We start from the raw sequence: 26,679 nt of genomic DNA, 5'->3' as shown, positions 1-26,679 counted from the left end.
ACACCCTTGCTGGCTCAAAAAAACAACAATCTTCCAGCCTAACCGACGACAAGAAACCCAACGTTTCTGGAGGATTTTTGATGAATAGCTGGTTCGGCAACATCAGCGTGAACATGAAACTGGGCCTGGGCTTCGGCCTGGTGCTGGCCCTGACCTGCGTACTGGCCCTGACAGGCTGGACCAGCCTCGGTGGCCTGATCGACCGCAGCAACTGGATGAGCGACATCACCCAGCTCAATGCCGGCTTGACCAAACTGCGCGTGGTGCGCCTGCAATACATGCTGACCAATGGCGATGAAACCGCCGCACAGAACGTGCAGACCACCCTTGAAAGTTTTGCCGCGCAACAACAGAAGCTGATCAACAGCTTCAAGAGCCCGGAAAACGTCAAGCTGCTCAAGGAGCAGGCAGCGACCATCGCTGAATACCAGACCTCGCTGAACAAAATGCGCAACGCTTACCGCACCGGCAACAGCGCGCGCGACAGCATGAGCGTGAGTGCCGAGACCGCGTACAACCAGATCGAGTCGATCAGCAAACGCGTACAGCAGATGGACATGAGTGAACAGCGTTTCGAACAGTTCCAGGCGATCACCGCCGCCAAGGAAGCGTTCATCCTCGCGCGCTACGAAGTGCGCGGCTATACCGCCACCACCAACGCCGAAACCGAGCAGAAAGCCGTCGGCCAACTGGATGTCGCAATCGCCAGCCTCAAGCAACTGAACGTGCATTTCGCCGACTCTCAGCAAGACGCCCTGCGTCAACTGGAAACCGCACTGGTCAACTATCGCAGCGCATTGATGGCGTACAAAAACGCCAACACCGACGCCGTGCAGGCCCGTAAGGAAATGACCGATCAAGGCACCGCGATCGTCAACACCAGCGAGCAGCTGTACCAGATTCAACTCGACCGCCGCGATGTCGAAAGCGCTCAGGCACGTACCTTCCAGTTGATCAGCACCCTGCTGGCGCTGTTGGTTGGCGTGATTGCTGCGGTGATCATCACCCGTCAGATCACCCGTCCGCTGCAAGAAACCCTCGCCGTGGTCGAGCGCATTGCCAGCGGCGACCTGACCCAGAACGTCACCGTCACCCGCCGCGACGAACTCGGCGTGCTGCAACAAGGCATCGCGCGCATGGGCGTGACCCTGCGTGACTTGATCAGCGGCATCCGCGACGGCGTCACCCAGATCGCCAGCGCCGCTGAAGAGCTCTCGGCCGTGACCGAGCAGACCAGCGCCGGCGTGAACAGCCAGAAGGTCGAGACCGATCAGGTCGCCACCGCCATGCACGAGATGACTGCCACCGTGCAGGAAGTCGCGCGCAACGCCGAAGAAGCCTCGCAAGCGGCTGCCGCCGCTGACGGCGAAGCCCGCGAAGGCGACAAAGTCGTCAACGAAGCCATCGCGCAGATCGAGCGTCTGGCCAGCGAAGTGGTGCGTTCGACCGAAGCCATGAGCGTGCTGCAACAGGAAAGCGACAAGATCGGCAGCGTCATGGACGTGATCAAGGCTGTTGCTGAACAGACCAACCTGCTCGCCCTCAACGCTGCAATCGAAGCCGCGCGTGCCGGTGAAGCCGGTCGTGGTTTTGCCGTGGTCGCCGATGAAGTTCGTGGTCTGGCCCAGCGTACGCAGAAATCCACCGAAGAAATCGAAGGCCTGGTCGCCGGTCTGCAGAACGGCACCCAGCAAGTCTCGGCCGTGATGAGCAACAGCCGCGCCCTGACCGACAGCAGCGTCGCCCTGACCCGCAAGGCTGGCGCATCGCTGGAAAACATCACCCGTACGGTGTCGAACATCCAGTCGATGAACCAGCAGATCGCTGCTGCTGCCGAACAGCAGAGCGCCGTGGCTGAAGAGATCAGCCGCAGCATCATCAACGTGCGCGACGTGTCCGAACAGACCGCAGCGGCGAGTGATGAGACGGCAGCGTCGAGTGTTGAACTGGCGCGCCTGGGTGGTCAGTTGCAGCAGATGGTCAGCCACTTCCGCGTTTGATCTTGAATCATCGCTGACGCTACAACCGCATCGCGAGCAGGCTCACTCCTACAAGGAATGGTGTTGATCACAGATTATGTGAACTACACCAATCCCCTGTAGGAGTGAGCCTGCTCGCGATTGCGTCCGCCCCATCACCCCGATGTCCCGGAAAAAACTCCGCCTAATGGAGCTGCCGTAGGCTGCGATCTTTTGATCTTCGCTTTTGAACAAATCAGAAGCCAGATCAAAAGATCGCAGCCTTCGGCAGCTCCTACATGAAAGTATTCTTCAGCGCCTGCGCATTTCGAGCATCAGCAATCTGGAAAATCCATAACCCTGGCTTTTTCCTGCCGTGAAGGCAAAGCAAGGTCGATCCCTCCGACCGAGGAAAAGCGCTGGCGAATCCGGCTACCCAAGCCTCCAGCGCTATCCCTTCTAATCAATGCTCGCCCCAGAATCATGCGAGCTTCCTCCTCGATGGAATTTCCGTTCTGGGCCGCATTAATCCGTAACTGATCCATGATCGGACCATCAATATTTCGAATTGTGATGCTGGCCATGATGACTCCTGCTATCAACTAAAAATCATTGATCGAGACTAACATCCATCCGCCCAAGAACAGCCAGCGCAATCACTTACCGCGTACCCCGCTGCCGCAACGCCGACGGCATAAAGTACGCATCCTCCGGCACCGGCTGCGCAAAATCGACTGTCTCCGCCTCTTCATTATCAAGGTTCTGCACGTAGTAACGACGCGCCTGCAAATCGTGGAAAACATCCAGCGCACTCCACGTCGTCGGCAGGTCATAGAAGTTTTTCAGGTAGGCCATCGACACGCGCCACAACTCCCCTCGCCCATCGTACTGATCGACCAGCGCGGCGCCCCAGCTGTCTTCATCGAGAAACAGCACACGCTTGGAGTAGATGTGCCGCGAGCCCGGTTTCAGGTTGCCTTCCACCACCCACACCCGGTGCAGTTCATAGCGGGTGTATTGCGGGTTGAGGTGGCCGGGGGTGAGCAGTTGCGCGTATTTCACATCGGGGCTGGCGACTTTGTAGTTGTTGTAGGGGATGTAGATTTCCTGTTTGCCCTTGAGCTTCCACTCGTAGCGATCAGGCGAGCCGTTGAACAGATCGGTGTCGTCGGCGGTGCGCAGGCCATCGGAGGATGCGATCGGCGTGTCGTAGGCGAGGTTCGGCGCGCGACGCACGCGGCGTTGGCCGGCGTCGTAGATCCAGGCCTGGCGTGCGTCCTTGAGCTGATCGAGGGTTTCGTGCACGAGGGCGGCACCGCCGGCCAGTCGCGCCGGGCTTTTCACAAAGGCGAGGTAGTAGAACAGGATGTTTTTCAGGTCGGCGAACTGGCCGTTCGGGCGGTAGTAGTTGAACAGAGCTTCCTGCTGCGAGGTCACCAACGCGAAGCTGCCATTGCGTTGCACTGGCGCTTCGGAGGCGCGGCGCACGACGTAGATGCCGCGATAGCGGGTGATGTGGTTCCACAGCACTTCAACGCCATCCTTGGGCACCGGGAATGGCACGCCGCCGTAAGCATCGGAGAAGCCGCTGCCGCCTTCGAGCAATTTGGCCGAGGTCGCATTCTTGAGGGTGTTGTCGTACAGCCATTGCGGCGCCGAGCCGGAGCGGCGGGATGGGTAGATCGGCATCTGGAAGGTGTCGGGGTAGCTGTTGAACAGGGCGATCTGGCCGGGGCTGAGGTGGGCTTTGTATTGGTCGAGATTCGCTTTGGTGATGGTGAACAGCGGTTTGTCGGCCGCGTAGGGATCGGGGTGGTGCTGGCCGGGTTTGTAGCCGGCCGGGGCTTGGGTGATGCCGCCGGTCCACGCGGGGATGGTGCCGGCGGCGTTGCCGGCACGCTCGGCGCCCATGGGGGTCAGGGTGGTTTTCAGTTGTTCGGCTTGTTGTGGGGTGATGGCGGCCAGAGCGGTGCTGGCAGCCAGGGTCAGAAACAGCGCTAGCGATGTTTTTGTCAGTCTTGAAGTGTGAATCATGACTTTCTCCAAAAATACAAAACCTGTGGGAGCGAGCCTGCTCCGGGCGGCGTTCCGACGAAAGCGGTGGGTCAGTCGACATCAATGCTGAATGTGCCGGCCTCTTCGCGAGCAAGCTCGCTCCCACAGGGGCTGTGTGTAGCCTTTAAAGGAAATACTTGAGGTTGAACCCGACGTTGTCGCGGTCGCGGATGCCGTTGTTCTGCCCGCCGCCGTAGAACTCGGTGTACTGCAACTCGGCTTCAAGCTTGTTCTGGTAATTGGCTTTTATCCCCAACGTGTAGGCCTTGCGCCCTTCGATGGTGTTGCCGGCCTGATAGCTGTTGCCCTCGAAATCGTCCTTGTAAACGATGTAGGGCGAGACGTTGACCCCGGCGTACACGTCGTTCCAGGTGCCGTTGAGCATCGCCGTGTAGCTGTAGGAATTGCGGTTGACCTGATCGTCGCGATCACCGCCGGAGACATAGGAATAGTTGCCCGTGCCGGCGTAGTAACGACGACTGCCGTCGTAAGCGGTGTATTGCAGGCTGCTGCCGCGCAGGTGTTCGGAGGCCAGTTCGAAGATGCCGAACAGCGAGTCGAACGAAGCCGTCGGGCCGAAGTTGTAGATGGTGCCCAGCGAGGTGTTGAACGCTTCCACACGCTCGGCGTTATTGATCTGGCTGTCGAGGGTGACCATCTGCCCGCCGACGTTGATCGACTTGCCCGTCACTGCCGCCGCAGCACCGTTGGCCAGGTCGCCAATCAAATCGTTGGTAGCCGCAACGCCGATCGGCAGATTCGGCCGATAAGCAATCTCACCAAATACCGAGGCCTCGCCCAACGTGGTGTTGAAGCTGAAGCCGTACATGCGGATGTCTTCGGCATAACGCCGATGCGCCTGGATATTGCCCATCACGTCGGCCGTCGCCAACCCATTGGCCAGCGCCCCGGCCTGACTGCCGGCGACACCGGACAACAGGTTGGTCAGCGCATCCATGTCGATGCCTTTGTAGCCGCCCAGATCCGCCGCGATGGTCGGCTCCTTGGCGTGGTAGTTGACCATGTACAAACCGAACTCGGTGCTGTTGAGTTGTTCAGCGATATAGCGAAAGGCAAAACCAAACTGGCCATCGTTGCGTGCGTTGTAGTCCTTGCCGACGCTTGCCACTTTCAGTGTGTTGCCGTAGGCCGGAGTGACGCCGTTGGCATACAGACCAGTGGTTTGCAGGACGGAGTTGAGCAACGGGTTGTTGCCCAGCGCGCTGTACAAACCGATGACGTTGCCGAACCCCGGAACCGGCGTATCGAGCGCCGTGCCGCTGAAGTTGTTGTAACCGGTGTTGCCACCGTCGGCGAACAAGTCGGTTTGCGAGTAGAAGGTGCCGACCGGATCGATGCGGGTTTCCTTCCAGTTGGTCTGGTAGAAACTCTCCATGGTCAGCGAATCGGTCAGGCCGATGTTGAAACTCAGTGCCTCGACCGGCACCAGCACTTCCTTGACTTCGGCGCCGGGCAAGCGGTACTTGGCGGCATCCACCGGGTTGGTGGTGTTGATCCCGCCGCGATAGAAAATCCCCTCGCCCCAGTTGAATACCTGCCGACCGACGCGCGCTGTCACCGGCATCTGCGCGACGTCCCAACTGCCATGCACGTAGGCGTCGAGCATCTCGATGCGACTGCCGGCGATGTCGCGGGTCTGGCTGGTGAAATGGTTGTCCTGCGGGTAGCTCTGGCTCGGTTGCGAGGGGCTGTTGTTGTCGTAGTAGTCGTTGCGCTTGTCCATCAGTTGCGTGTCGTAAAACGCGGTGCCGCGCACGAACACGCCGTAGTTCTGATAGTTGGCCTCAAGCTCGGAGGTGATCTTGTACACCTCGGAAACCAGCCCGGTGTCGAAGTTGCGATTGCCGTCGTTGGTGTTGACGTCATCGTTAGTCTTGTCGCGGCCCTGCACCCGCCACAAACGGCCGTAAGACAAGGTCGTGTCGACAGAGCCGGTGACCTGTTTGTCCATCAGGCTGAATTCCACCGCGTGCGCCGCATCGACTGCGCACAACTGCAGCAGCCCTGCCAGGCCGACACCGGGGAGCGCGGCGCCCGTCAGGCGCAATCGAGAGTTGATCATGTGTTCCTCCTTCCCTGTTTTTATTGTTGTGGTGTGCGTTGCTGCGTTACGGCGCCAATCCCGCGCTGACATAAATCCGGCTGTGAGCGCCGAAATGCCCCAGCAACTTCAATAGCTGCTGGTTGAGTGCCGGGTGGTCGAAGTCTTCGCGTTGCAGCTGATTGCCGCTGCTGAAATCACTGCTGACGGGCGCCGTTTCCAGCCACTGGCCGATGGCTTCGTCGAAGGCGGCGGAGTCGTTGACGGCTTCGGCGCTGACCACTTCGCGCAGATAATCGACCGAGTACGGCGGGTAGCTTTTGTCCTGAACCACATCGGCGTAAGCCGCGAGCATCGGATGCGGCTGACCGGCACGCAGCACGCGGCGCAGCCAGGTCGACTGATATTTCTCCACTTCCATATGCCGTGTGGCGACGCGTTCGATCGAGGCTTGTTTGTCGGCGGCGAAACCGGCCAGCGCCTTGCCTTCCAGCAGCAGAAGACTGGCGAGGTCGACGCCCGGCAATGGCTTGGCGTGATACGGCTGGGTCAGGTCCTGAATGTGGTGCAGGCCCCAGCCGAGAAAGCGATACCCCCAATACCGATGACCGCTGGCAAACGCCAGTCGCGCCAAGCCCAGGTATTGATACGCGCGCCAGTCCGGCCAACTGCGTTCAAGGAAACCGGCAGCGGCATACACCACCGCGCTTTCATGGAAGAAGCCCATGTGGAACGGCGCCTGTGAGCTGTACTGGAAACGAGCATCGCCGAACGGTTGCGGGCCGAAACCGTAGATCGCGCCGACGTTGCCGGGGTTGTCGCTGAACAGATTGATGTCGTGGCCGTAATCCGGCTCGTCGGCGGCGCTGGCGAGCACGGCCAGAGCTGCGACTTTTTCATGATCGGTGACCACGATGAAACGCTGGCGATTCCACGGTGACAGGGTTTGTTCGACCATGACCTGGTTAGCTTGCAGATGCTCGCACTCGGGCAGGTCTTTGCCGGGTAATGGCTGGATGACCATTGCCAAGTGAATCTCGGGGTTGATGCGCAACGCGGTGAAGAAATCGTGGCGCAGATTGTCACTCGGCACCGCCGGCAATTTCAGGGTATCGGGGCGTGGCGGATATTGACTGAAGTGTTCGCGGGCGAAGCTTTCCTGTTGTTCCAACAATGCCAGCACGGCCGGATATTGCTCGGTGAGAAACTGCTCCAGTGGCTCGACTGCAACCGCTGGCGCGTCGCGCAACGCTGGCAGGTCCTGCAACGCCAGATAGCTGCCGACCGTATGGTTCGACCAGCCCCAGGCGCTCGGGGCCGTTGCACAAAGCAGCAACAGGAGGAAGGTCAGCTTCATTGCTTTTCGTTCTTATTGGCGGTGCCGTGGGGGATGAGCCTAACAACCGACCCCGCTGGTGACACTGTCCGATCTCACCAGAAAAACTCTCCGATGGCGCCAATTACCCGATATCAAAAACACCACCGTCCCCTGTAGGAGTGAGCCTGCTCGCGATAGCGGTGTGTCAGTCAAATAGATGCTGGCTGACCCTCCGCTATCGCGAGCAGGCTCACTCCTACAAGGGATTTGTGGTGGTCAGCTAAGCGGGGTAACCGGTGATTTTGCGGATGCTCTGATACAGCGGTTTGAGTTGGCGATACATGCGCAGGTAGACCTCTTTGTACAGTTGCTCGTAGATTTTTTGCGCATCGGGTTGTGGGGTGAAGACAGCCCCTACTCTGGTCATTGAAGCGATCGCCGTAGGGAAATCCGCATGCAGCCCCAACCCCACCGCACAACAAATCGCCGCGCCCAGACCGGACGCCTCATACACATGCGGACGCTCCGCCGGCAGGCCGAAAATGTTCGCCGTCAGCTGCATCGCCGCATCACTCTGCGAGCCGCCACCGGCCACGCGCAACCTCTTGACCGAGACCTTCGAACGCCGCTCGATATTCTCCATGCCCTGGCGCAACGCATACGCCAGCCCTTCCAGAATCGCCCGATAAATATGCGCGCGGGTGTGCACATCGCCGAAGCCAATCATCGCGCCTTTCGCCTCGACACCCGGCTCGCGAATCCCCGGCGACCAATACGGTTGCAGCATCAGGCCCATCGAGCCCGGCGGCACCGCCTCAACCAGTGCATCGAACAACTGCTCAGGCTCGATACCCTGCTCTTTCGCCTGCTGCATCTCGCGCAAACCGAACTCGTTCTTGAACCAGCTGACCATCCAGTAACCGCGATAAATCATCACCTCGCAGTTGTACTGATCCGGCACCGCCGATGGATATGGCGGGATCAACGGGACGATTTCCAGATAGCGCGAGCGGGTGCTGGTGATCGTCGCCGTGGTGCCGTAGGACAAGCACACCGTGCTCGCATCGACCACGCCAGAACCGACCACTTCGCAAGCCTTGTCGGCGCCGGCAGCGATCAGCGGCAAGCCTTCGGGAATACCCGTATGGCGAGCGGCCTCGGCGGTAATGTGGCCGAGGGTTTCTCCGGGTTTGTGCAGGGTCGGCAATTGCTCGGGGCGCACCGCCAGCGCCTGCCATTTCCAGTCACTCGGCGCGGCCCATTTCAGGCGTTTGAAGTCGAACGGCAGGTAGCCGACGCAGCAACCCACAGAGTCGACAAAACGCCCGCACAGGCGATGGGTGAGAAAACCGGACAGCAGCAAAAACTTGTCTGTTGCCGCCCAGACTTCCGGCTGATGCTGAGCGATCCAGTTCGCCTCAGCCTGAGCACGAAAATAATCCACAGTCGCCTGGGCGCCGACCAGTTTGAACAGCCAGCCCCACGGCCCTTTGATGCCGCCCTCGACCTCGCTCTGACGTTGATCGAGCCACAGAATCGCCGGACGCAATGGCTTGCCCTCGGCATCGACGTTAATCACCGTGCCGCGCTGCGTGGTCAGGGAAACGCCGGCAATCTGCGCGCGATCGATCCCCGTTTGCTGCCAGACCTGCTGACACGCCTCACCGAGTTTCGCCCAGTAATACTCAGGATCCTGCTCGGCCCAGCCCGGTTGCGTCGAGTAATACGCCTGCAACTCGACCTTGCCTTTGCCGAGCAGATTGCCCTGCAAATCGAAGAGCAGCGCACGCACGCTCTGGGTGCCGTTGTCGATGGCCAGCAGGTAGCGCTTGTTCGGGTGGTTATCCATGGAGCTCTCTTCAAGGGGCATCAAGGCGTGGCATCCGGCAAACCGTGATGGCGTTGCCACAACGCCCGATAACGCTGTTCTTCCTGCTGCCAGTGTGCGTCGCTCCAGCCCAGTCGAGGCTGGCAGAGTTGGCGGATGGCGGTGAAATATTCTTCGCCACCGCGCGGTAACAGCAGACCGAGACGCGTGCGGCGCAGGAGCAGATCGTCGAGGTGCAGGACCATTTCCGTCTCACAGGCGAAAGCCAATTCCGCCCACAGAGTGCCTGTGGCGCCAACCGTTTCGTGCCCTACTTCAACGAGCAACCGCGCCAGCCTCGGCAGGTCGCGGCCATGCCGTCCGGCCAGACGTTGCCATTGATTACAGCTCAACTCTGGAATAACCAGCGCAGGCACAGCGGCAAATACTGGAGCGGCGTCATCGACGAAAGGACGATCCAGCATGCTCGCGCAGGCCTTGAGCACTTCGATGGCTTGCGGGCGAAACGTCGTCAGTTTGCCGCCGGCCAACGTCACGCAACCGGGCTCCTGCCACAGCACATGCTCGCGGGTTTCGTTCGACGGTTTGTCGTGATGCGCACCTGCGCTGCCCACCACCGGACGCACGCCGGACCAGGTCGACAGCACATCATTCGCCGTCACTTCTGCGCCGGGAAATTGTTGCGTGCAGGCGGCCAGCAGATAGTCGAGTTCTTCAGTGCTGATGCTCGCGCTCTGATCCAGATCCTCGCGATGATCAAGATCCGTAGTGCCGACCACTGTCGCGCCTTCCCACGGGAAAACGAACACCGGACGCCGGTCGCGCTCATGCAGAAACGTGAACGCCTGCGCCACCGGCAGACGCCAACCCGGCAACAATAAATGACTGCCGCGCAACGGCCGCAATTGCCGTGGCGCCTCTGCCGGGCGCAGGCGTTCAGCCCAGGCGCCGGTAGCCACCGCGAGCACGCCACAGCGCAATTGCAGTGACGAGCCGGCTTCGCAATCCTCGACCTGAACGCCACACACTCGGCCGTTTTCACGCAGCAGCTGTTCGACGCGCACGCCATTGACCACGACCGCACCCTCGGCCCGCGCTTCGCTCAACACGCGCATCACCAGCCGCGCGTCATCGGTCAGCGCATCGACAAAACAGGTGCCGCCGAGCAATTCGTTTTCCTTCACCCCCGGCGCCAGATATCGAAGCTGTTGCGCATCATGAAAGCGATGGCTGCGCCGTCCCGCCAAGGCGTCGTACACGCTCAGCAAACCGCCCAGTACACGAGGCCCGGGAAAGCCGCCGCGATAGTGCGGCATCAGGAAACTCATCGGCTCGACCAGCCCCGGCGCTTCGTCGAGCAAGCGCTGACGTTCGCGCACCGAATCGCGGGTCAGGCGCCACTGGCCTTTGGCGATGTAACGCAAACCGCCGTGGACCATTTTCGACGATCGACTGGACGTGCCCCAGGCAAAATCGCGCTGTTCCAGCAGCAGACAGCGCCAGCCTCGACGCGCCGCTTCACGCAGGATGCCGGCGCCGCTGATACCGCCGCCGATGACGATCAGATCCCAGCTTTCCTCGGCCAGCGTCGGCAGAATCTGCTGACGCCACGCGGCGTTCCAGTCCTGACTCATGGCCGTCACTCCGGCAGCAGCGTGCCGGGGTTGAGGCGCCCGGCCGGATCGAAGTGTTTGCTCAGCGCCTGCAAGGTGTCCATCGCCAATACGCCCTTCTCGCGCAGCAGGTACGGCGCGTGATCCTTGCCGACACCGTGCTGGTGGCTGATGGTGCCGTGGTTGTCGACGATGGTCTGGCTGGCCGCGTGTTTCAACGCTTTCCAGCGTGCCAGCGTCGCGGGGTAATCCGCCGCTGGGCGAAACACGTAGGTGGTGTAGATGCTCGAACCTTCGCCATAGACGTGGGACAGGTGGGTGAACACATGCACGCGCTCGCCTTCGGCGGCCAAGGCCTCGCGCAGGCTGTTTTCAACGAGGTTGAGCAGGTTGTCGACGTTGCTCCAGTCGGTGGCGGTTTCGAGCGTGTCGACCACGTAACCGGCGTTCCACAGGTTCTCGCGCAGGTAGGGGAACCGGAAGCGGTTCTGCGCCCACTTCTTGCCGAGCAAGGTGCCGGTGAACACGCCGCCGAAGGCCTTGAGGTGTTGTCGCGCCTGTTTCAGCGACAGCGCGTTTTGCCGACGATTGCCGGTCACGCCGAAGGTCAGCAAGCACTTGCCCGCACCGGCGCCGCGCAGTTTCAGATACTTTTCCAGCCAGGCAATTTGTTGCGGATGACCGGCCAGCGCCAGTTGCGTTTCGGTTTCCACGGCGTTGGACAGGCGCAGCATCGACAGCGGCACGCGCGCCTGAGCCAATTGGCGGATCGCCCTTAGCGCTTGCGGCCAGTCGGGCAGAAATACACCGTAGAAACGCTCATCGGCGGGCAGCGCGCTGACCCGCACTTTAACCTCGGAAATGACCCCGAAACGGCCCTCGCAACCGAGCACCACTTCGCGCAGGTCAGGCCCGGCGGCAGAGGCCGGGAAGGTTGGAATCTCCAGCGGCCCGGCGAAGGTTTCCAGGGTTCCGCCAGCGAATAACTGCTCGATCCGGCCATAGCGCAGCGACTGCTGACCGCTGGAACGGCTGGCGACCCAACCGCCCAGCGTCGACAGCTCCCACGACTGCGGAAAATGCCCCAGCGTGTAGCCTTTCGCACGCAACTGACTTTCGACCTGCGGCCCACTCGCGCCGGGGCCGAACGTCGCCAGCAGGCTCTGTTCATCGAGGTCGATCAGGCGGTTCATCCGCGCCAGCGACACCGTTACCACTGGCCGCGCCGAATCCGGTGGATTGATGTGGCCGGCGACCGATGTGCCGCCGCCATACGGGATCAGGCACAAGTCTTGTTCATGGGCGAGCGCCAGCAATTGGCGAATGTGCTCAGCAGTCTCGGGAAACGCCACCGCATCGGGGTAATTGCCCAAAGCACCTTCGCGCAGCGCCAGCCAGTCCGGCAGGCTCTGGCCTCGGGCATGCAGCAAACGATCATAGGCGTCGACGCTGTACAAGCTGTGCGCCTGCAACCGCGAATTCGGCACACGCGCCAGCGCCGCCTCTAGCGTCGCATCGGGCAGCGCGCGCCCCTCGCCCAGGCGCTCATGAAGAAACTCCGCGCCCTGGGCCGGCAGTTCGACCACCGTGGTTGCATCGCCCCAGCCGTTCCAGCGTCGCATGCGTGTGTCCTTTTCCGGTTCTTATGATGGATATTTCAGGCCTCCATACTAGCCAGCGGCCGCCAAGTGTCACGGTCGCATCCGGCCAGTTCGTGTAGCCAATTGAGTCAAACGTCGCGCAAGCGTCAGCCATTTACTTTAGTCGGGGTTTCAAATTACCTTTCAGGCTATTTCGTCCGCCTCCGCTGCCGTTGATCAAAGGAATGGGATCATGCAATCGCTCGGCTACACCTCGGTTCCGCCCCTGCTCAAATACCTGCGCCACGCCGAACAACTGGGCATGGCCATCGAGCCGGCGTTGGCGGCGGCGGGTTTGCAGGCGCAGCAGTTGAGCGACAACACCCTGCGTTTGCCCGGTGAAGCGCATGAACGCTTGCTGGATTATTTCTGCGAGCACTCGGGCGATCCGTTGTTCGGGCTCAACGCGGCGAATTTCGTCCTGCCCAATTCGTGGAGCGTGCTCGGTTACATCACCATGAACTGCGCGACGTTGGGCGATGCGATGAGCCGGATCATGCCGTTCGAGAAACTGGTCGGCGACATGGGCGTCAGCCGTGCCGAGGTGCAGGACGGCCATGTACATTTGATCTGGACCTGCCGCTATCAGCGTCCACGGATTCGTCGGCATCTGGTGGAAAACGTGTTGGGGTCATGGCTGCAATACGCGCGCTGGATTGCCGACACGCAGATGTCGCCGGCCGCTGTCTGGCTGGAGCACTCATGCCCGGCGGAGGCCACGCCAGCGCAGTACGAAGCGTTTTTCGATTGCCCGGTGTTGTTCGATCAGCCGTATTCGGCGCTGGTCGTGCCGCTGGCGTATTTGCAGCTGCCGTTGCGACAGGCCGATGCGCAGTTGCTGCGAACGCTGGAAGAACATGCGCTGGGCTTGATGGCGACGCTGGAGGATGCGTCGCTTGAGCAGCAGGTGAAAAACATCCTGCGGCAGTTGCTCAAGGAGGGGTTGCCGCGCAAGGAACAGGTTGCCGAACAGTTGAGCGTTTCGGTGCGGACGTTGCAGCGGCAGTTGCACCAGGCGGGAACGTCGTATCAGCAGATTCTCGATGATTTGCGTCAGGAGCTGGCTGAGCATTATTTGCTCAATAGCACGCTGCCGATTCAGGACATTGCGCAGTATCTGGGGTTTACCGAACCCCGCTCGTTTCACCGCACGTTCAAGAGTCGGCGCGGGATGCCGCCGGGGGAGTTTCGGCAGATGCATCGGGGGTGAATGCATGGTCCTCATCGCGAGCAGGCTCACTCCTACAATTGATCTCCAGTGAACGCAGATTCCGTGTCCGGCACAATCCCTTGTAGGAGTGAGCCTGCTCGCGATGAGGCCAGCCGCCACAACACAATAAACACTTTTATCGAAGGTGTTTAAAGACACTCAGCGTTACGCGAAACAGCCCACAAATCCTTGCGCCGTAACCTACGCCTGCGCCAGAATCCGCCGGCTTGTGCGCCCGGAGCATGCTGCGTAACTTGATTGCGTCACTGATTCCCAGTGATCGGGTTTAGTAGCCCGGCGGTAATTCTGCTGGTCGTACATTCATCACAGGTACTCGCGTACCTGAGCTTGATGGTGGCTGTACGCAGGGCGCTTCGGCGCGCCGGCTTTTAGCTGAGTTCCCCGGTCTACTAACCTGCGTACAGCTGCCACCCTTTCGTTTAGTAGCCAAAGGGTTGCCGCTCAACAAAGGGAACACAGCTATGTTCAAGATAACGCCAAACCCGCCGGTCACCGACCCGGCCTCCCCCTACGAATCCGCCGATTCAAAGAAATTCCACGAAGCCGCCGAGCGCGCGCTCGACCACTACCTCGGTCCGACGAACGCCGACCTCATGGCAACGCCCTACTCCCCCAACACGCTGTACATGGCCAACCCCGAGGCAGGCACCGAATCCCTGCTGGCCGACGCCAGCGAAACGCTTGGCTCGGCGACCGTCATGCTCAACAACCATGCCGCGCAGGTTGAAGGCACACACCGCAAGACGCTGCAGGGTATTGCGCAAGTGGTGATGGTGGCGGAAATGGCCGTCAATCGCGTGTTGGACAGGTTAGTGCCGACCGAGTAACGAAAAAGCCCGCTGCCCCAACTGTGATGGTTAGGTGGCGGGCTTCTTTTTGCGGTGGGCCATTTTCCCCTCACCCCAGCCCTCTCCCAAAGGGAGGGGGGGCCGACCGAGTTGTCTGGCGCTAGACATCGACCTGAATGACCGAGTCGATTATGGATTCGACCGAGCAGGTTCAGGTCGGTGCATCTCTCAAGCATCCCCGAATCGGTCCCCTCTCCCTCCGGGAGAGGGCTAGGGTGAGGGTGAGGGCCAACCGTGGGATGTTCGCTAAATACACCGACCTGAAAGTGCTGCCGTGAATCCATAATCGCTGCAGATCTTTCACGTCGATGTACAGCGCCAGACACCTCGGTCAGTCCCCTCTCCCTCTGGGAGAGGGCTAGGGTGAGGGGCTTTTCAGCTCAGAGACAAATCGCGTTGGTAAACACCAGCCGATTACCAAACGGATCAACGATCGTCATGTCCTGACTCCCCCACGGCATCGCCTGAATGCCCGGATGCGAAAACTTGTAATCCTTGGCCTCCAACTGCTGCTGAAACGCCTCCAGCTCATCCGTCTCGATACGCAGCGCCGAACCCGGACACGCATCGCCATGATGTTCGGACAAATGCAGCACACACTCGCCCCGCGACACCTGCAGATACAACGGAAAATTCGCCTCGAAGCGATGCTGCCAGTCGATCTTGAAACCCAGAAAATCGACGTAGAACTCGACAGCTTTGGCTTCATCGAAGATCCGCAGGATCGGGGTGGTTTTGCCGAAGCTCATGGGGTGCTCCCTGACTGGTTGGCCCCACAGTGTAGACGGGGTGGATGTCAGCAATTCGGCCTGTTGATGGCTTTCTTTAATCGCAATGTGCCATCACCGTGATCCAGTCCGCGAAACCTCAGTGAAAGTTGTCGCGCAGATCGCCCTGTCGAGCCAGAAAGCGCCCTTCCCTGCGACCATTCGCCTGCCCGTCGCGATAACTCAATACACCGTTGATCCACACGCCATCAATCCCCTGCGCGGCCCGTTGCGGATCACTGAAATCCGCGACATCACGCACCGTCGCCGGATCGAACAAGACCAGATCCGCCCAATAGCCTTCACGAATCTCGCCTCTTTCCTTCAAGCCAAATCGCGCCGCCGACAGTCCGGTCATCTTGTGCACCGCGGTGTGCAATGGAAACAGCCCGACATCGCGACTGAAATGTCCCAACACCCGTGGGAAAGCGCCCCACAGGCGCGGATGCGGGAACGGATCTTCGGGCAGTCCGTCAGACCCGACCATCGACAACGGATGGGCGAGGATTCTTCGTACATCCGCCTCGTCCATCCCGTAATACACCGCGCCGGCCGGTTGCAGGCGTTTGGCGGCATCGAGCAGCGGCAGATTCCATTCGGCGGCGATGTCGATCAGGTCGCGACCGCTGACTTCCGGGTGCGGCGTCGACCAGGTGATGGTGATGCGATGCGCGTCGGTGACTTGCTTCAGGTCCAGCGTCGAAGAACTCGCCGCATAGGGATAGCAGTCGCACCCCACGTGCTGGGTTTTAGCGGCCTCTTCCAATGAGGCGAGCAATTGCGGACTGCGCCCCCAGTTGCCGACGCCAGCACACTTGAGGTGGGAAATAATCACCGGTGAACGCGAGTGACGGCCAATGCTGAACGCTTCTTCCATCGCCTCCAGCACCGGTTCGAATTCGCTGCGCAGGTGCGTGGTGTACACCGCGCCGAATGCCGTCAGTTCTTCGGTCAGTTGCATCACTTCATCGGTGGAGGCGTTGTAGGCGCTGGCGTACGCCAGACCTGTGGATAAACCCAACGCGCCCGCCTCAAGGCTTTCGCGTAACTGCTCGCGCATCGCGGCGATTTCTTTTGGCGTCGCGGTACGGAACAAATCATCCAGATGATTGCTGCGCAGCGCCGTGTGGCCGATCAGTGCCGCCACGTTCAGCGTGGTATTGGCCGCTTCCACCGCCGCGCGGTAATCGCTGAAACGTGGATAAACGAATGCCGCCGCTGTGCCGAGCAGGTTCATCGGATCCGGTGGATTGCCCTTCAATGTCACGGGCGAAGCGCTGATCCCGCAGTTGCCGACAATCACCGTGGTCACGCCCTGGCTGAGCTTGGGCAGCATCTCTGGCTGACGAATCACCACCGTGTCGTCGTGGGTGTGCACGTCGATGAAGCCCGGCGCCAGCACGCGGCCGGCGGCGTCGATTTCTTCGGTTGCCGTGGCGTCGTGCAAGTCACCGATACGCTCGATGCGGCCCTCACGAATCGCCACGTCGGCGCGGTAACCGGGCATGTTGCTGCCATCGATGATCAGGGCGTTGCGAATCAGCGTGTCGTACAGCATGTCAGTCTCCCAGCGGCAGGTGATCGTCGCCGCCACGGTATTCGTCGAGGGCGAGTTTGATCCGCCGCAGACGTTCTTGATTGTCTTCAGGATTGGCCAGCGCCAGCTCGGTGGCGAGCACGTCGATGGCGAGCAGCATGCCGTAGCGCGCCGCCGTCGGTTTGTAGATGAACGAGGTTTCCGCGCCTTGCAGCGGCAGGACGATATCGGCCAGTTGCGCCAACGGCGAATCGGCGCGGGTGATCGCCAGAATGCGTGCGCCGTAATTGCGCGCCAGCTCGACAGTCTCAAGCAACTCCGGGGTGATACCGGTCAGCGAACAGACGATGAGTACTTGCTCGGCGTTCAGGCTGGCGGCGGTGACGCGCATCATCACCGCGTCATGGCACACGGCAATCGGGTAGCCGAGGCGCACCAGGCGTACCTGCAATTCGTCGCTGCAGAGGGTCGAGCAACCGCCCATGCCGAAAGCGTGAATCATCCGTGCCTGACCGAGCATTTTCACCGCATCGGCAAAGCGCGATTCGTCGAATCCGGCCAGGTGCTGGCGCAGCGTGGATTCGATGTCGCCAACGATCTGCCCGTAGAACGCCGACTGCTCAGGCGTGCCCGCCGGGTCGAGAAAACGGCTGCCGACGCCGCTGGCCTGAGCCAGTTGCAGGCGCAGATCACGCAGGTCGCGGCAGCCCACGGTGCGGGCAAAACGCGACAGCGTGGCGGTGCTGACTTCGGCGCGTTGCGCGAGGTCTTCGAGGCTGGCGCTGGCGGCAAAACCGACGTCGTCGAGCATCAGCCGGGCGATGCGACCTTCGCCGGCGCTGAAGGAATCCTGGCGGGCGCGGATCTGATAAAGGATGTCCATGGCGGCAGGCTCCGGTTACAGCAGGTAAGAAAGGCCGACGGTCAGGCCGAACGCGACCAGCGAGATCAGCGTCTCGAGCACGGTCCAGGTCTTGAACGTCTGCGCGACCGTCATGTTGAAGTATTCCTTGATCAACCAGAAGCCGCCGTCGTTGACGTGGGAAAAGATCACCGAGCCAGCGCCGGTCGCCAGCACCAACAGTTCAGGGTGTGGATAACCCAGACCAATGGCCACTGGCGCGACCACGCCGGACGCGGTGGTCATGGCCACGGTCGCGGAACCGGTGGCGACGCGCATCAACGCCGCGAACAACCAGCCCATGATCAGCGGCGACAGGTGGAATTCGTGGGCGAGACCGACAATCTGATCGGTGACGCCCGCGTCGACCAGAATGCGGTTCAAGCCACCGCCAGCGCCCACCAGCAAAGTAATGCTGGCGGTCGGCGCCAAGCATTCGTTGGTGAATTTCAGAATCGATTCACGGTTGAAACCCTGGGCGATGCCCAGCGTCCAGAAGCTCAGCAAGGTCGCCAGCAGCAAGGCAATCACCGAGTTGCCAATGAACAACAGGAACTGATTGAAACCGCTGCCCGGGGTGGAAATCAGGTTGGCCCAGCCGCCGATCAGCATCAGCACCACCGGCAATAGAATGGTCGCCATGGTGATGCCGAACCCCGGCAGTTTGTCGCGCGGTTCGCGGTCGAGAAATTGTTTTTCCAGCGGGTTATCTGCCGGCAGTTGAATGCGCGGCACGATGAATTTGGCGTACAGCGGACCGGCAATGATTGCGGTCGGAATGCCGATGGCGATCGCATACAGCAAAGTCTGCCCGACCGACGCCTGATAGGCCTGCACCGCGAGCATCGCCGCCGGGTGCGGCGGCACCAGCGCATGCACCACCGACAGGCCGGCGACCATCGGCAGGCCGACCATCAGAATCGACACGCCGACGCGCCGTGCCACGGTGAACGCGATCGGCACCAGCAACACGAAACCGACTTCGAAGAACAGCGGTAAGCCGACCAAGAAGGCGATGCAGACCATCGCCCAGTGCGCGTTCTTCTCGCCGAATTTATCGATCAGCGTGCGCGCCATCTGCTCGGCGCCGCCGGACTCGGCCATCATCTTGCCGAGCATCGTCCCCAACGCAACCACCAGCGCAATATGCCCCAGCGTCTTGCCCACCCCGGCCTCATACGCCCCCACTACACCCGACGGCGGCATCCCCGCGACCAGCGCAAGACCAATGGAAATCAGGGTGATTACGATGAACGGGTTGAGCCGGTAACGGGCGATCAACACGATCAGCGCAATGATGGCGACGGCGGCATAGACCAGCAGCCAATAGCCGAAGGAAGGCGTCATGCGGTACTCCTCGAAAGGGTCACGTTCGAATGGGTTGTGAAACTCATAAATCATTTCGAGATCGAGATTTCAAACCGCATGAAAGTAATTTTCGTGGAGAGGCAAGGCGTGTCGCTGATGGATATGTCTTGTCGTGATTAATGAAAATAGCGGGGCGGGATTTACATACTTTTACAGCCAACACAGCCCCCTGTAGGAGTGAGCCTGCTCGCGATTGCGTCGTAACAGTCAATATCATCATTGGCTGAATGACCGCTATCGCGAGCAGGCTCACTCCTACAGTTTGATCGCATTCTTCCAGACAGAATGCGCAAAACCTGTGGGACGTAGCGTACGGATCACACCATTTCGTTACGAATCCATTCAACCACCGACGTGCGTTTCGGTGCCCAGCCATAGACATGTTTTTCAAATCCAGCCAAGCGCTATACTCGCCTGACAACCTCCGCGGAGTCCCTGCCATGAGCCCCACGCCTCGCACCAAAAAAAAACTGACAACCGAAACGTTGATTCGCGCAGTTGCCAGTTCGACAGCCATCGAGACGGGTCAAAGCGTGGAGACCATTGAGCGCAAACTCAAACTCAGGTCCAGCAAGTTCCTGCACTTGTCCCTGGCCAAGTAGCTCCGCCTCAAGTCCACAATGCCTGCCGGACCCAATACTCCATGGGTTCGTAGTTGCAGTTAAGCCCTTGGTTGATGGCTGCAAAATAAGCCTCTTTGTTTCGCTCCCAACTGCTGTAGTCCAGCGGCACGTAGCCCGCCTGAACGGCCATGACATCCGCCAGTAATCTCGACAAGCGTCCGTTACCTTCGCGAAAGGGATGAATAAGGATGAACTCGACGTGCGTTACAGCAATGGCGCGAATCAGGTTTTCGTCCAGATCGGGCCGACATGGCGTGTATTTCGCCAGGCAGTCCCTTTCAAATCCATTGAGCAATCGAGGAATTTGCGGCGCAGCAGCAAAGAAAAATCCATCCTTGCCCAAATTTACCGCGCGCACATCCCCCGCCCATGGATAGATGTTCCCGAGCCAGTGTCGATGCCAATCCTTCAAATCCTGAACAGTCAGTGACCGATCAGGCAAATGCTCGATAAGTACCGATTGGTAGAGCTTTTCCAACAGAACCAGCTCTGCATCATCCATGTCTTCGGGTTCGACAATTCCCAGTTTATTGCTCAGCACTTGCTCATTCGAGCCGGGCTGAAAGCTGCTTTGCGCCCCTTCTGCGTCATAACGGTTAATCATCCTTGTCCCTGCTGAACTGGCAATGTTCAGAGCACCATAGGTCTGGCGTGACACAAGCGTAAAGCCCGAAACGAAAACGGCTGCCCGATGGCAGCCGTTCTAAAGGGCGATAACAAAGCCCGGTGGGGCTTAAACACCCATCAAACCATTTCGTTACGAATCCATTCAACCACCGACGTGCGTTTCGGTGCCCAGCCCAGCAGTTCGCGGGCATGTTTGCCGCGTACGCGGCTGTTGGAGCCGAGGCCGTAATTGGCCATTTCGTAGCCCCATTCGGCTTCGGCGTCTTGCAACGGCCAGTCTTGCGGTTGACCCAGGTTCAGGGCTTCGGCCATGGCGGTGGTCATGTCGATGAACGATGCTTCGCCGCTTTCGACGAAGTAGAAAGTACCCGGTACGTTCTTGGTCAGCGCCAGCAGGTACAGGGCGACGACGTCTTCGATGTGCACGTTGGACCAGATGTTCTGGCCGGTGCCGACGTGGCGCACCACACCGCTTTTACGCGCCTGTTTGAGCAGACGCGGCAATTGCACGCTGTCGCGGATAACGCCCAGGCTGTGGCCGTAGATCAGCGTGTTGCAGATCACCGCCGAGTTCACGCCGTCCTGCGCCGCTGCTAGGATCAGGTTATCGATTGCCACGCGCGCTGCTTTGTCGACAGTCGGCTCTGGCAAGTTGTCTTCGTAGTAGATGACATCGCTGGACTTGCCGCCCGATGCATCGCCGACGATGCTCGAACCGCTGGTGTGCAGGAACACTTTGCTGGAACCGCGCAAAGCATCGAGCAACGCTTCGACGGCGCCGCGATGGTCGCTGCTGGCGGCGTTGATTACTGCGTCGGCAGCACGGGCCTGTTCGGCGAGCAATGCTTTGTCGTCGAGGGTGCCGATGACCGGGGTCATGCCCAGCGCCTTGAGCTCAGCCGCTTGTTCAGGGTTGCGCACCAGACCGGTGACTTGATGCCCGGCCTTGACCAGACCGCTAGCGATGGAGCCGCCGATAAAACCGGCAGCGCCGGTGACGAATACGTTCATGGAGAAACTCCCTGCGTGAATAAGTGATGGGTCGAGTATCGGCCTGTGGGTCCGAGGGAAAAACCCGCCCTCGACCAATTCACTCTTGCGCAGAGGTCACGAATCAGCCCTTGAAATCGGCGCTGGCGTAAGCGGCGAGTTTGCTCTGGATAAAGTCGAGGAAACACTGAATGCGCAACGCCAGTTGCGAGTTCCGGTAGTACACGGCGTTGATCGGCTGGCGATAACCGCTGTTGAATTCAGCGAGCAAGACTTTCAGGCGCCCGGCCCGAATGTCGTCGATGGTCATGAAGTGCGACAAGCAAGCGATGCCCTGCCCCTCCAGCGCCAGATGGCGCACGGTCTCGCCGCTGGAGGCGCCGATCGCCGGGTTGATTGGCCAGCGGTCACCGTGCACGTAGCGCAGCGGCCATTGGTTGAGGCCTTCGTTCTGGGTGAAGCCGAGCAAGGTGTGTTCGCTCAAGTCCGCGACCTGCTGCGGCGCGCCATGTTTTTTCAGGTAGGCGGGGCTGGCGACGATCAGCAGCGGACTGCAACCGAGCGAGCGCGCATGCAGCGTCGAGTCAGCGAGGGTGCCGATACGGATGGCGATGTCGGTGCTTTGTTCCAGCAGGTCAATGATCAGGTCATTGCTGTTGAGTTCGAGCTGGATGTCCGGATAGAGACGGCGGAATTCGTCGATATACGGGACCACTGCGTGGAGCATGAACGGTGACGCGGCGTTGATCCGCAGGCGCCCGGACGGCGTTTGCTGGCGCGAGGACAGGCGTTCTTCAAGTTGATCCATCTGATCGAGAATCAGCTTGGCCTGCTCGAAGAAATACTTGCCCTCCTCGGTCAGGTCCATGCGCCGCGTGGTGCGGTTGATCAGCGTGGTGTCGAGCTTGGCTTCCAGCTTCGACAACGTGCGGCTGACCGCCGAAGGCGTTTGCCCGACCTGTTCGGCGGCGGCGGAAATCGAACCGCATTCGATCACGCAGACGAAAATCTGCAACTCATCGGATCTGGCTTTCACGGGTGTCCTCAAATCGATTGGCCTGCTCCGCAGGCTCAGGCCTTCGATAGTAGCCGAGCATCAGCCCTTGAGGCCAAACACCTCGCTCAGATGCTGCTCGTAACGCGCCACATCAGCCTCGATGTTCGGCCGCTTCATCACGTCCACACAAAGGAACGTCGGCAACCCGGTCATACCGAGAAACTCGTTGGCCTTGTGGAATGGGAAGTACACCGCGTCGACACCTTTGGCCTCAAAGAAATCAGTCGGGTCATCGAAGGCTTGCTGCGGTGCGTTCCAGGTCAGCGACAGCATGTATTGCTTGCCCTGAATCAGACCGCCGCTGCCGTACTTCTGCGACGCATCGGAACGGGTGCGGCCATCGCTGGCGTAGAGGCTGCCGTGACCCTCGGTGAAGACTTCGTCGAGGTACTTTTTCACCGTCCATGGCGCGCCCATCCACCAGCCCGGCATCTGATAAATGATCACGTCGGCCCAGAGAAATTTCGCCACTTCTTCGGCAACGTCGTAGCCCTCGTCGATGAAGGTGGTTTTCACATCGAAGCCGCCGCGATCCAGCACGCTCAACGCGGCTTCATGCAGGGTGGCGTTGTAACGACCGTCAGAGTGAGCGAATTTTTTACCGCCATTGAGCAACAGCACTTTTTTCATGAGAAAGCCTCGGCGCAGCCATTGGGCTGGATGGAGAAGGGAAACTGGAATGGCGGCAGATTAACGATCCGCCTCGCGCGGAATAAGGCCCGATCGCGCAAAATACATTTGATCAAAAAGCACGAATCCATCGCCGATTGTTGCAATAACATCCGCGGCATTCTGAATGTGAGGAGTCGTTGTGATGAGTGAACGTTTGGGTTTTATCCTGCACGCCAAGACCCGCCCGGAACAATCCGAGGCTTTCGAAGCGCTGTTTCGCGTCTACGTCGAACCGAGCCGCGCGGAGCCAGGTTGCATCGAGTACCACATGCTGCGTGATAAGGAAGATCCGACGCTGTTTATCTTCTACGAGATCTGGGCCTCCCAGGCGCACCTGGATGTGCATTCGAATTTGCCGCACATGAAGGCTTTCTTTGAACAGCGCATGGACTATCTGGAGCGCGATTTCGATATCCGCCAGATCGAAATGCTCAGCGAAGCCTCGGCTAACCGCTGATCAACAAGTGCGCGCCGAGCGCGCCCATACCGACAAAGAACACCCGTTTGAACAACACGGCGCTGATCCGTTCGCGCAGCCATTGGCCCAGCAACATACCGAGAATGGCCGGGATCAGCGCCAGCAGCGAAGCACTCAGTTCGCCGCCACCGAGGGCGCCACGCCAGAGCAATCCTGCGGCCAATGCCAGCGTCGAAACGGTGAATGACAGGCCCAGTGCCTGCACCAGTTGATCGCGATTCAAGCCCAGCGCTTGCAGGTACGGCACCGCCGGAATCACGAAGACGCCGGTGGCCGAGGTGATTACACCAGTGATCAAACCGCACGCCGGACCCAGCCAGCCTTCATGGCGCGGATTGACGCTCAGCGTTGGCAGAAACAAACCACTCAACGCATAGAGGAACAGGGCCGCGCCGAGCCCGCGCACCACCCAATGCCCGCCCGCCATGCCGATCGATAACGTGCCTATTCCGCTGCCGAGGAAAATCATCAGCAGCATCGGCCAGAGGCGTTTGACCAGTCCTTTCAGATGACCGCCGAAAGCCAGTTGCCAGACGTTGGTCAGTGTTGCCGGGATGATCAGCAATGCGGCTGCCTGCGACGGCGCCATAGCCAGACCGAGCAAGCCCATGGCGACAGTGGGCAGGCCGAGGCCGATCACACCTTTGATCAGGCCGGCGAGGATGAACGTCAGGATGACCAGTAAGGACAGGGCCAGACCGAGGTTTTGATAAAAGTCCGCGAGTGTGTTCATGGCGCTACTGTGCGCCAGTCGGGGTTGGCTGAAAATCTGCCATATACTGAGGGTGCCTCTCTTTTAGCAAGAGGCTGATTATTCCATTGAGGCTTCTGGCCCATTCGCGAGCAGGCTCGCTCCCACATTGGATGTGTGTCGTACGCAACTCCCTGTGGGAGCGAGCTTGCTCGCGAAGGGGCCAGCCCGAACACCCTAAAACCAGAGGCCACCCTCATGCACTTCGACCTCACCGACCTGCGCCTCTACCTGCACATCCTCGACACCGGCAACATCACCGCCGGCGCCGTCCGCAGCCATTTATCCCTGGCCGCCGCCAGCGCCAGAATCCGCGCAATGGAAGCCTCGCTCGGCATCGATTTCCTCGAACGCGGCCGTCGTGGCGTCACCCCGACGCCGGCCGGTAAAGCGTTGGCCCAGCACGCGCGCATCCTCTTGCAACAGGCCGAGCGCCTGCAGCAGGATCTGGCCGACTATGCCCAAGGCGTCAAAGGTCAGGTGCGTTTGCTGTGCAACACCACGGCGATCACCGAATACCTGCCGGAAGTACTCGCGGACTTCCTGCGCGATCATCCCAATCTCGACATCGACTTGCAGGAGTTGCCCAGCGCGCGCATCACCCATGCCTTGCGCCAAGGCGCGGCGGACCTCGGGATCGTCTCCGATGCGGTCGACACCCACGGTCTGCAGACCCGGCCCTTTCGCGACGATCCATTGGTGCTGATCCTGCCCCCTGAGCATGTTTTGGCGAGTCAGGCGTCGCTGACGTTTGGTGAAACCCTGGCGCACGACTATGTTGCGCTTGGCAGCCACAGCGCGCTGGCGATTCACCTGGAGGAACAAGCGCTGCACATCGGCCAGCGCATGTCGATCCGGATCCGTGCCGATGGCTTCGAGGGCGTCATGCGCATGGTGGCGCGAGGTGCGGGGCTGGCTATCGTGCCCAAGGTGGCCATCGAGCGCTGGGCGGCGGTGCACTCGGTAACGTGCCGGCCGCTGGACGAAGTCTGGGCGCATCGCACCTTGCAACTGTGTGCGCGGGATTTCGACCACCTGCCCGGTTACGCCCGGGCCTTGTTTGATGCGCTGGTGCCTTGACTCTACCGCTAGGGGCAGACTCTATCCTGTGAGCTTCATTTCAGGAGTACACACAATGAGCAAACGAATGCTCGTGATACTGGGTCACCCCTCCACCGACAGCTTTTGCGGGGCATTGAGTGAGACTTACGTTCAGGCCGCCAAGGACGCCGGGCATGACGTGCGGCTGCTGCGTCTGGATGCGCTGGAGTTCGACCCGGTTCTACACGAGGGTTACAACAAGGTGCAGCCGCTGGAGCCGGACCTGCTGCAAGCCCAGGCCGATATCACCTGGGCCGAGCACCTGACATTCGTCTATCCGATCTGGTGGGGCGGGATTCCGGCGCTGTTGAAAGGCTTCGTCGACCGGATTTTCCTGCCGGGTTTCGCCTTCAAATACCGCGAAGGCAAAGCCTTCCCCGACAAGCTGCTCAAAGGCCGCACCGCGCATTTGCTGGTGACCATGGACACGCCGTACTGGTACTACAAATGGATTTACGGCATGCCGGGGCTGAATCAGATGCGCAAGACCACGCTGGAATTCTGCGGCATCAAGCCACTGAAGACGCTGACCTTCGGGCCGATCCTTGGCTCCAAGCCAAACCAGCGCGATGCCTGGCTGGAACAGGCGCGCGTGACCGCCGCCGTCTAGGGTTTTCCAGCCGCTTCAACTGACGGCGCACCCGCCGCCGTCAGTGTCTCTTCGGGCTCCCTCCACGAGCCCGTCCGTCGCCTGTGCACGTCATTTACGCGCAGTTGCCATTTTCAGATGGTATTGGACATATAATCGCCGCCGATCCGGCATGACGCCTGATCGCGCTACGCTATGTTTGATCATCGAGACGGACCTTATGTATATCGGCAAAGCCGCCCAGCTGTCGGGCACCACAGTCAAAAGCATTCGCCATTACGAAGAAATCGGCCTGTTGCCCGAGCCCAAGCGTGAAGGCAAATACCGCATCTACAGCCAGCAAAGTGTCGAAGTGTTGACGTTCATCAAGTGCGCCCAGCAACTGGGCTTCAAGCTCAAAGAGCTGCAGGTGATCCTCAACAACTACCGCGGCGACGAATTCCCGTGGGACATGGCGCAACGAGCCATTGCCGAAAAAAAAGCCGAACTGGTGACCCAGATCGGCGATTTGCAGCAATTGCATGATGGCCTCGAGGCGTTTGAACACAACCTTAACGACGCCCGCCAGGAATGTCAGTTCGAGCGCATCGCCCGCTATGGCGAAAAAAACCCGGTCAATACACTGAACTGAAAACCCTGCTGCGCCGCATGACCGGGTTCGCCCG

The 26,679-nt window shown here is 60.2% G+C and carries 23 protein-coding genes and 1 pseudogene; 8 read left to right on the top strand and 16 right to left on the bottom strand.

The annotated features are described in order from the left end of the window. Positions 1 to 80: 80 nt before the first annotated feature. Together HU754_RS29770 and HU754_RS29765 are read left to right on the top strand one after the other, a co-directional pair. Positions 81 to 1,142 (top strand): annotated as a pseudogene (locus HU754_RS29770) (methyl-accepting chemotaxis protein); the annotation flags it as partial. Then, the gene (locus tag HU754_RS29765) at positions 1,137 to 2,000 is read left to right on the top strand and encodes a methyl-accepting chemotaxis protein (protein WP_371748303.1); all 864 of its coding nucleotides are present in this window, start codon (positions 1,137 to 1,139) and stop codon (positions 1,998 to 2,000) included. The pseudogene HU754_RS29770 and the gene HU754_RS29765, both read left to right, overlap by 6 nt. Positions 2,001 to 2,293: 293 nt before the next feature. Here the strand turns inward: HU754_RS29765 and HU754_RS05115 are convergent, their stop codons facing one another. From HU754_RS05115 to HU754_RS05085, 7 genes are all read right to left on the bottom strand, one after another. After that, complete coding sequence (locus tag HU754_RS05115; RefSeq protein WP_186623039.1) at positions 2,294 to 2,542, bottom strand: FitA-like ribbon-helix-helix domain-containing protein; 249 nt, start codon at positions 2,540 to 2,542, stop codon at positions 2,294 to 2,296. A gap of 76 nt (positions 2,543 to 2,618) precedes the next feature. After that, a complete protein-coding gene (locus HU754_RS05110; protein ID WP_186623036.1) occupies positions 2,619 to 3,992 on the bottom strand; it encodes a DUF1329 domain-containing protein in 1,374 nt (457 codons plus the stop codon). 145 nt (positions 3,993 to 4,137) lie between these two features. Further along, positions 4,138 to 6,096 (bottom strand): DUF1302 domain-containing protein, encoded by a 1,959-nt coding sequence (locus HU754_RS05105; protein WP_186623034.1) that lies wholly within the window; start codon positions 6,094 to 6,096, stop codon positions 4,138 to 4,140. 46 nt (positions 6,097 to 6,142) lie between these two features. Then, the gene (locus HU754_RS05100; RefSeq protein ID WP_186623032.1) at positions 6,143 to 7,432 is read right to left on the bottom strand and encodes a phospholipase C/P1 nuclease family protein; all 1,290 of its coding nucleotides are present in this window, start codon (positions 7,430 to 7,432) and stop codon (positions 6,143 to 6,145) included. Between the two features lie 241 nt (positions 7,433 to 7,673). Next, the gene (locus tag HU754_RS05095) at positions 7,674 to 9,242 is read right to left on the bottom strand and encodes an FGGY-family carbohydrate kinase (protein ID WP_186623030.1); all 1,569 of its coding nucleotides are present in this window, start codon (positions 9,240 to 9,242) and stop codon (positions 7,674 to 7,676) included. 20 nt (positions 9,243 to 9,262) lie between these two features. Next, on the bottom strand, positions 9,263 to 10,855 hold the full coding sequence (locus tag HU754_RS05090) for a glycerol-3-phosphate dehydrogenase/oxidase (RefSeq protein ID WP_186623028.1): 1,593 nt from the start codon (positions 10,853 to 10,855) through the stop codon (positions 9,263 to 9,265). A gap of 5 nt (positions 10,856 to 10,860) precedes the next feature. Continuing rightward, positions 10,861 to 12,456 carry an FAD-binding oxidoreductase gene (locus HU754_RS05085; protein WP_186623026.1) on the bottom strand — a complete coding sequence of 532 codons (1,596 nt, stop codon included), beginning with the start codon at positions 12,454 to 12,456 and terminating at the stop codon, positions 10,861 to 10,863. A 211-nt stretch (positions 12,457 to 12,667) separates the two neighbouring features. Between HU754_RS05085 and gliR the strand changes: the two genes are divergently transcribed. Together gliR and HU754_RS05075 are read left to right on the top strand one after the other, a co-directional pair. Then, a complete protein-coding gene (gliR, locus tag HU754_RS05080; RefSeq protein WP_186623024.1) occupies positions 12,668 to 13,684 on the top strand; it encodes an AraC family transcriptional regulator GliR in 1,017 nt (338 codons plus the stop codon). A 482-nt stretch (positions 13,685 to 14,166) separates the two neighbouring features. Next, the gene (locus HU754_RS05075; RefSeq protein ID WP_099757938.1) at positions 14,167 to 14,532 is read left to right on the top strand and encodes a DUF6124 family protein; all 366 of its coding nucleotides are present in this window, start codon (positions 14,167 to 14,169) and stop codon (positions 14,530 to 14,532) included. 401 nt (positions 14,533 to 14,933) lie between these two features. Here the strand turns inward: HU754_RS05075 and HU754_RS05070 are convergent, their stop codons facing one another. The 8 genes from HU754_RS05070 to mdaB form a co-directional block, all read right to left on the bottom strand. Continuing rightward, positions 14,934 to 15,302 carry a glyoxalase superfamily protein gene (locus HU754_RS05070; RefSeq protein ID WP_038357449.1) on the bottom strand — a complete coding sequence of 123 codons (369 nt, stop codon included), beginning with the start codon at positions 15,300 to 15,302 and terminating at the stop codon, positions 14,934 to 14,936. Positions 15,303 to 15,420: 118 nt separating this feature from the next. Beyond that, on the bottom strand, positions 15,421 to 16,878 hold the full coding sequence (locus HU754_RS05065; protein WP_186623022.1) for an N-acyl-D-amino-acid deacylase family protein: 1,458 nt from the start codon (positions 16,876 to 16,878) through the stop codon (positions 15,421 to 15,423). A 1-nt stretch (position 16,879) separates the two neighbouring features. Then, entirely contained in the window at positions 16,880 to 17,740 is an 861-nt protein-coding gene (locus tag HU754_RS05060) for a MurR/RpiR family transcriptional regulator (protein ID WP_186623020.1), read from the bottom strand. 15 nt (positions 17,741 to 17,755) lie between these two features. Next, positions 17,756 to 19,105 carry a GntP family permease gene (locus tag HU754_RS05055; protein WP_095051052.1) on the bottom strand — a complete coding sequence of 450 codons (1,350 nt, stop codon included), beginning with the start codon at positions 19,103 to 19,105 and terminating at the stop codon, positions 17,756 to 17,758. Positions 19,106 to 19,735: 630 nt separating this feature from the next. After that, positions 19,736 to 20,353: a Fic/DOC family protein gene (locus HU754_RS05050; RefSeq protein ID WP_186623018.1), complete on the bottom strand. Its 618-nt coding sequence runs from the start codon at positions 20,351 to 20,353 to the stop codon at positions 19,736 to 19,738. Between the two features lie 140 nt (positions 20,354 to 20,493). After that, positions 20,494 to 21,387: an NAD-dependent epimerase/dehydratase family protein gene (locus HU754_RS05045; RefSeq protein WP_186623016.1), complete on the bottom strand. Its 894-nt coding sequence runs from the start codon at positions 21,385 to 21,387 to the stop codon at positions 20,494 to 20,496. A gap of 103 nt (positions 21,388 to 21,490) precedes the next feature. Next, complete coding sequence (locus HU754_RS05040) at positions 21,491 to 22,402, bottom strand: LysR family transcriptional regulator (RefSeq protein WP_116256485.1); 912 nt, start codon at positions 22,400 to 22,402, stop codon at positions 21,491 to 21,493. 60 nt (positions 22,403 to 22,462) lie between these two features. Beyond that, positions 22,463 to 23,053, bottom strand: coding sequence for an NADPH:quinone oxidoreductase MdaB (mdaB, locus tag HU754_RS05035; protein ID WP_186623014.1), 591 nt, complete (start codon positions 23,051 to 23,053; stop codon positions 22,463 to 22,465). Positions 23,054 to 23,237: 184 nt separating this feature from the next. Between mdaB and HU754_RS05030 the strand changes: the two genes are divergently transcribed. Further along, positions 23,238 to 23,552, top strand: a complete 315-nt coding sequence (locus HU754_RS05030) for a putative quinol monooxygenase (RefSeq protein ID WP_186623013.1) — start codon at positions 23,238 to 23,240, stop codon at positions 23,550 to 23,552. Here HU754_RS05030 and HU754_RS05025 read toward each other — a convergent pair. Beyond that, positions 23,542 to 24,306 carry a sulfite exporter TauE/SafE family protein gene (locus tag HU754_RS05025; protein WP_186623012.1) on the bottom strand — a complete coding sequence of 255 codons (765 nt, stop codon included), beginning with the start codon at positions 24,304 to 24,306 and terminating at the stop codon, positions 23,542 to 23,544. The two genes, HU754_RS05030 and HU754_RS05025, sit on opposite strands and share 11 nt — an antisense overlap. A gap of 216 nt (positions 24,307 to 24,522) precedes the next feature. Here HU754_RS05025 and HU754_RS05020 point away from each other — a divergent pair, with 216 nt between their 5' ends. The 3 genes from HU754_RS05020 (at position 24,523) to HU754_RS05010 (ending at position 26,645) form a co-directional block, all read left to right on the top strand. Beyond that, on the top strand, positions 24,523 to 25,404 hold the full coding sequence (locus HU754_RS05020) for a LysR substrate-binding domain-containing protein (protein ID WP_093442329.1): 882 nt from the start codon (positions 24,523 to 24,525) through the stop codon (positions 25,402 to 25,404). Positions 25,405 to 25,459: 55 nt separating this feature from the next. Beyond that, positions 25,460 to 26,035: an NAD(P)H-dependent oxidoreductase gene (locus tag HU754_RS05015; protein ID WP_095051034.1), complete on the top strand. Its 576-nt coding sequence runs from the start codon at positions 25,460 to 25,462 to the stop codon at positions 26,033 to 26,035. Between the two features lie 199 nt (positions 26,036 to 26,234). Beyond that, entirely contained in the window at positions 26,235 to 26,645 is a 411-nt protein-coding gene (locus tag HU754_RS05010) for a MerR family transcriptional regulator (RefSeq protein ID WP_034154373.1), read from the top strand. The last annotated feature ends 34 nt before the right edge of the window (positions 26,646 to 26,679 follow it).

Origin of the sequence: Pseudomonas zeae (assembly GCF_014268485.2) — a bacterium.
Taxonomy (GTDB): Bacteria; Pseudomonadota; Gammaproteobacteria; order Pseudomonadales; family Pseudomonadaceae; genus Aquipseudomonas; species Aquipseudomonas neuropathica.
Note: the sequence above shows the minus strand (reverse complement) of the source record. Positions and strands in the feature narration are given on the sequence as shown.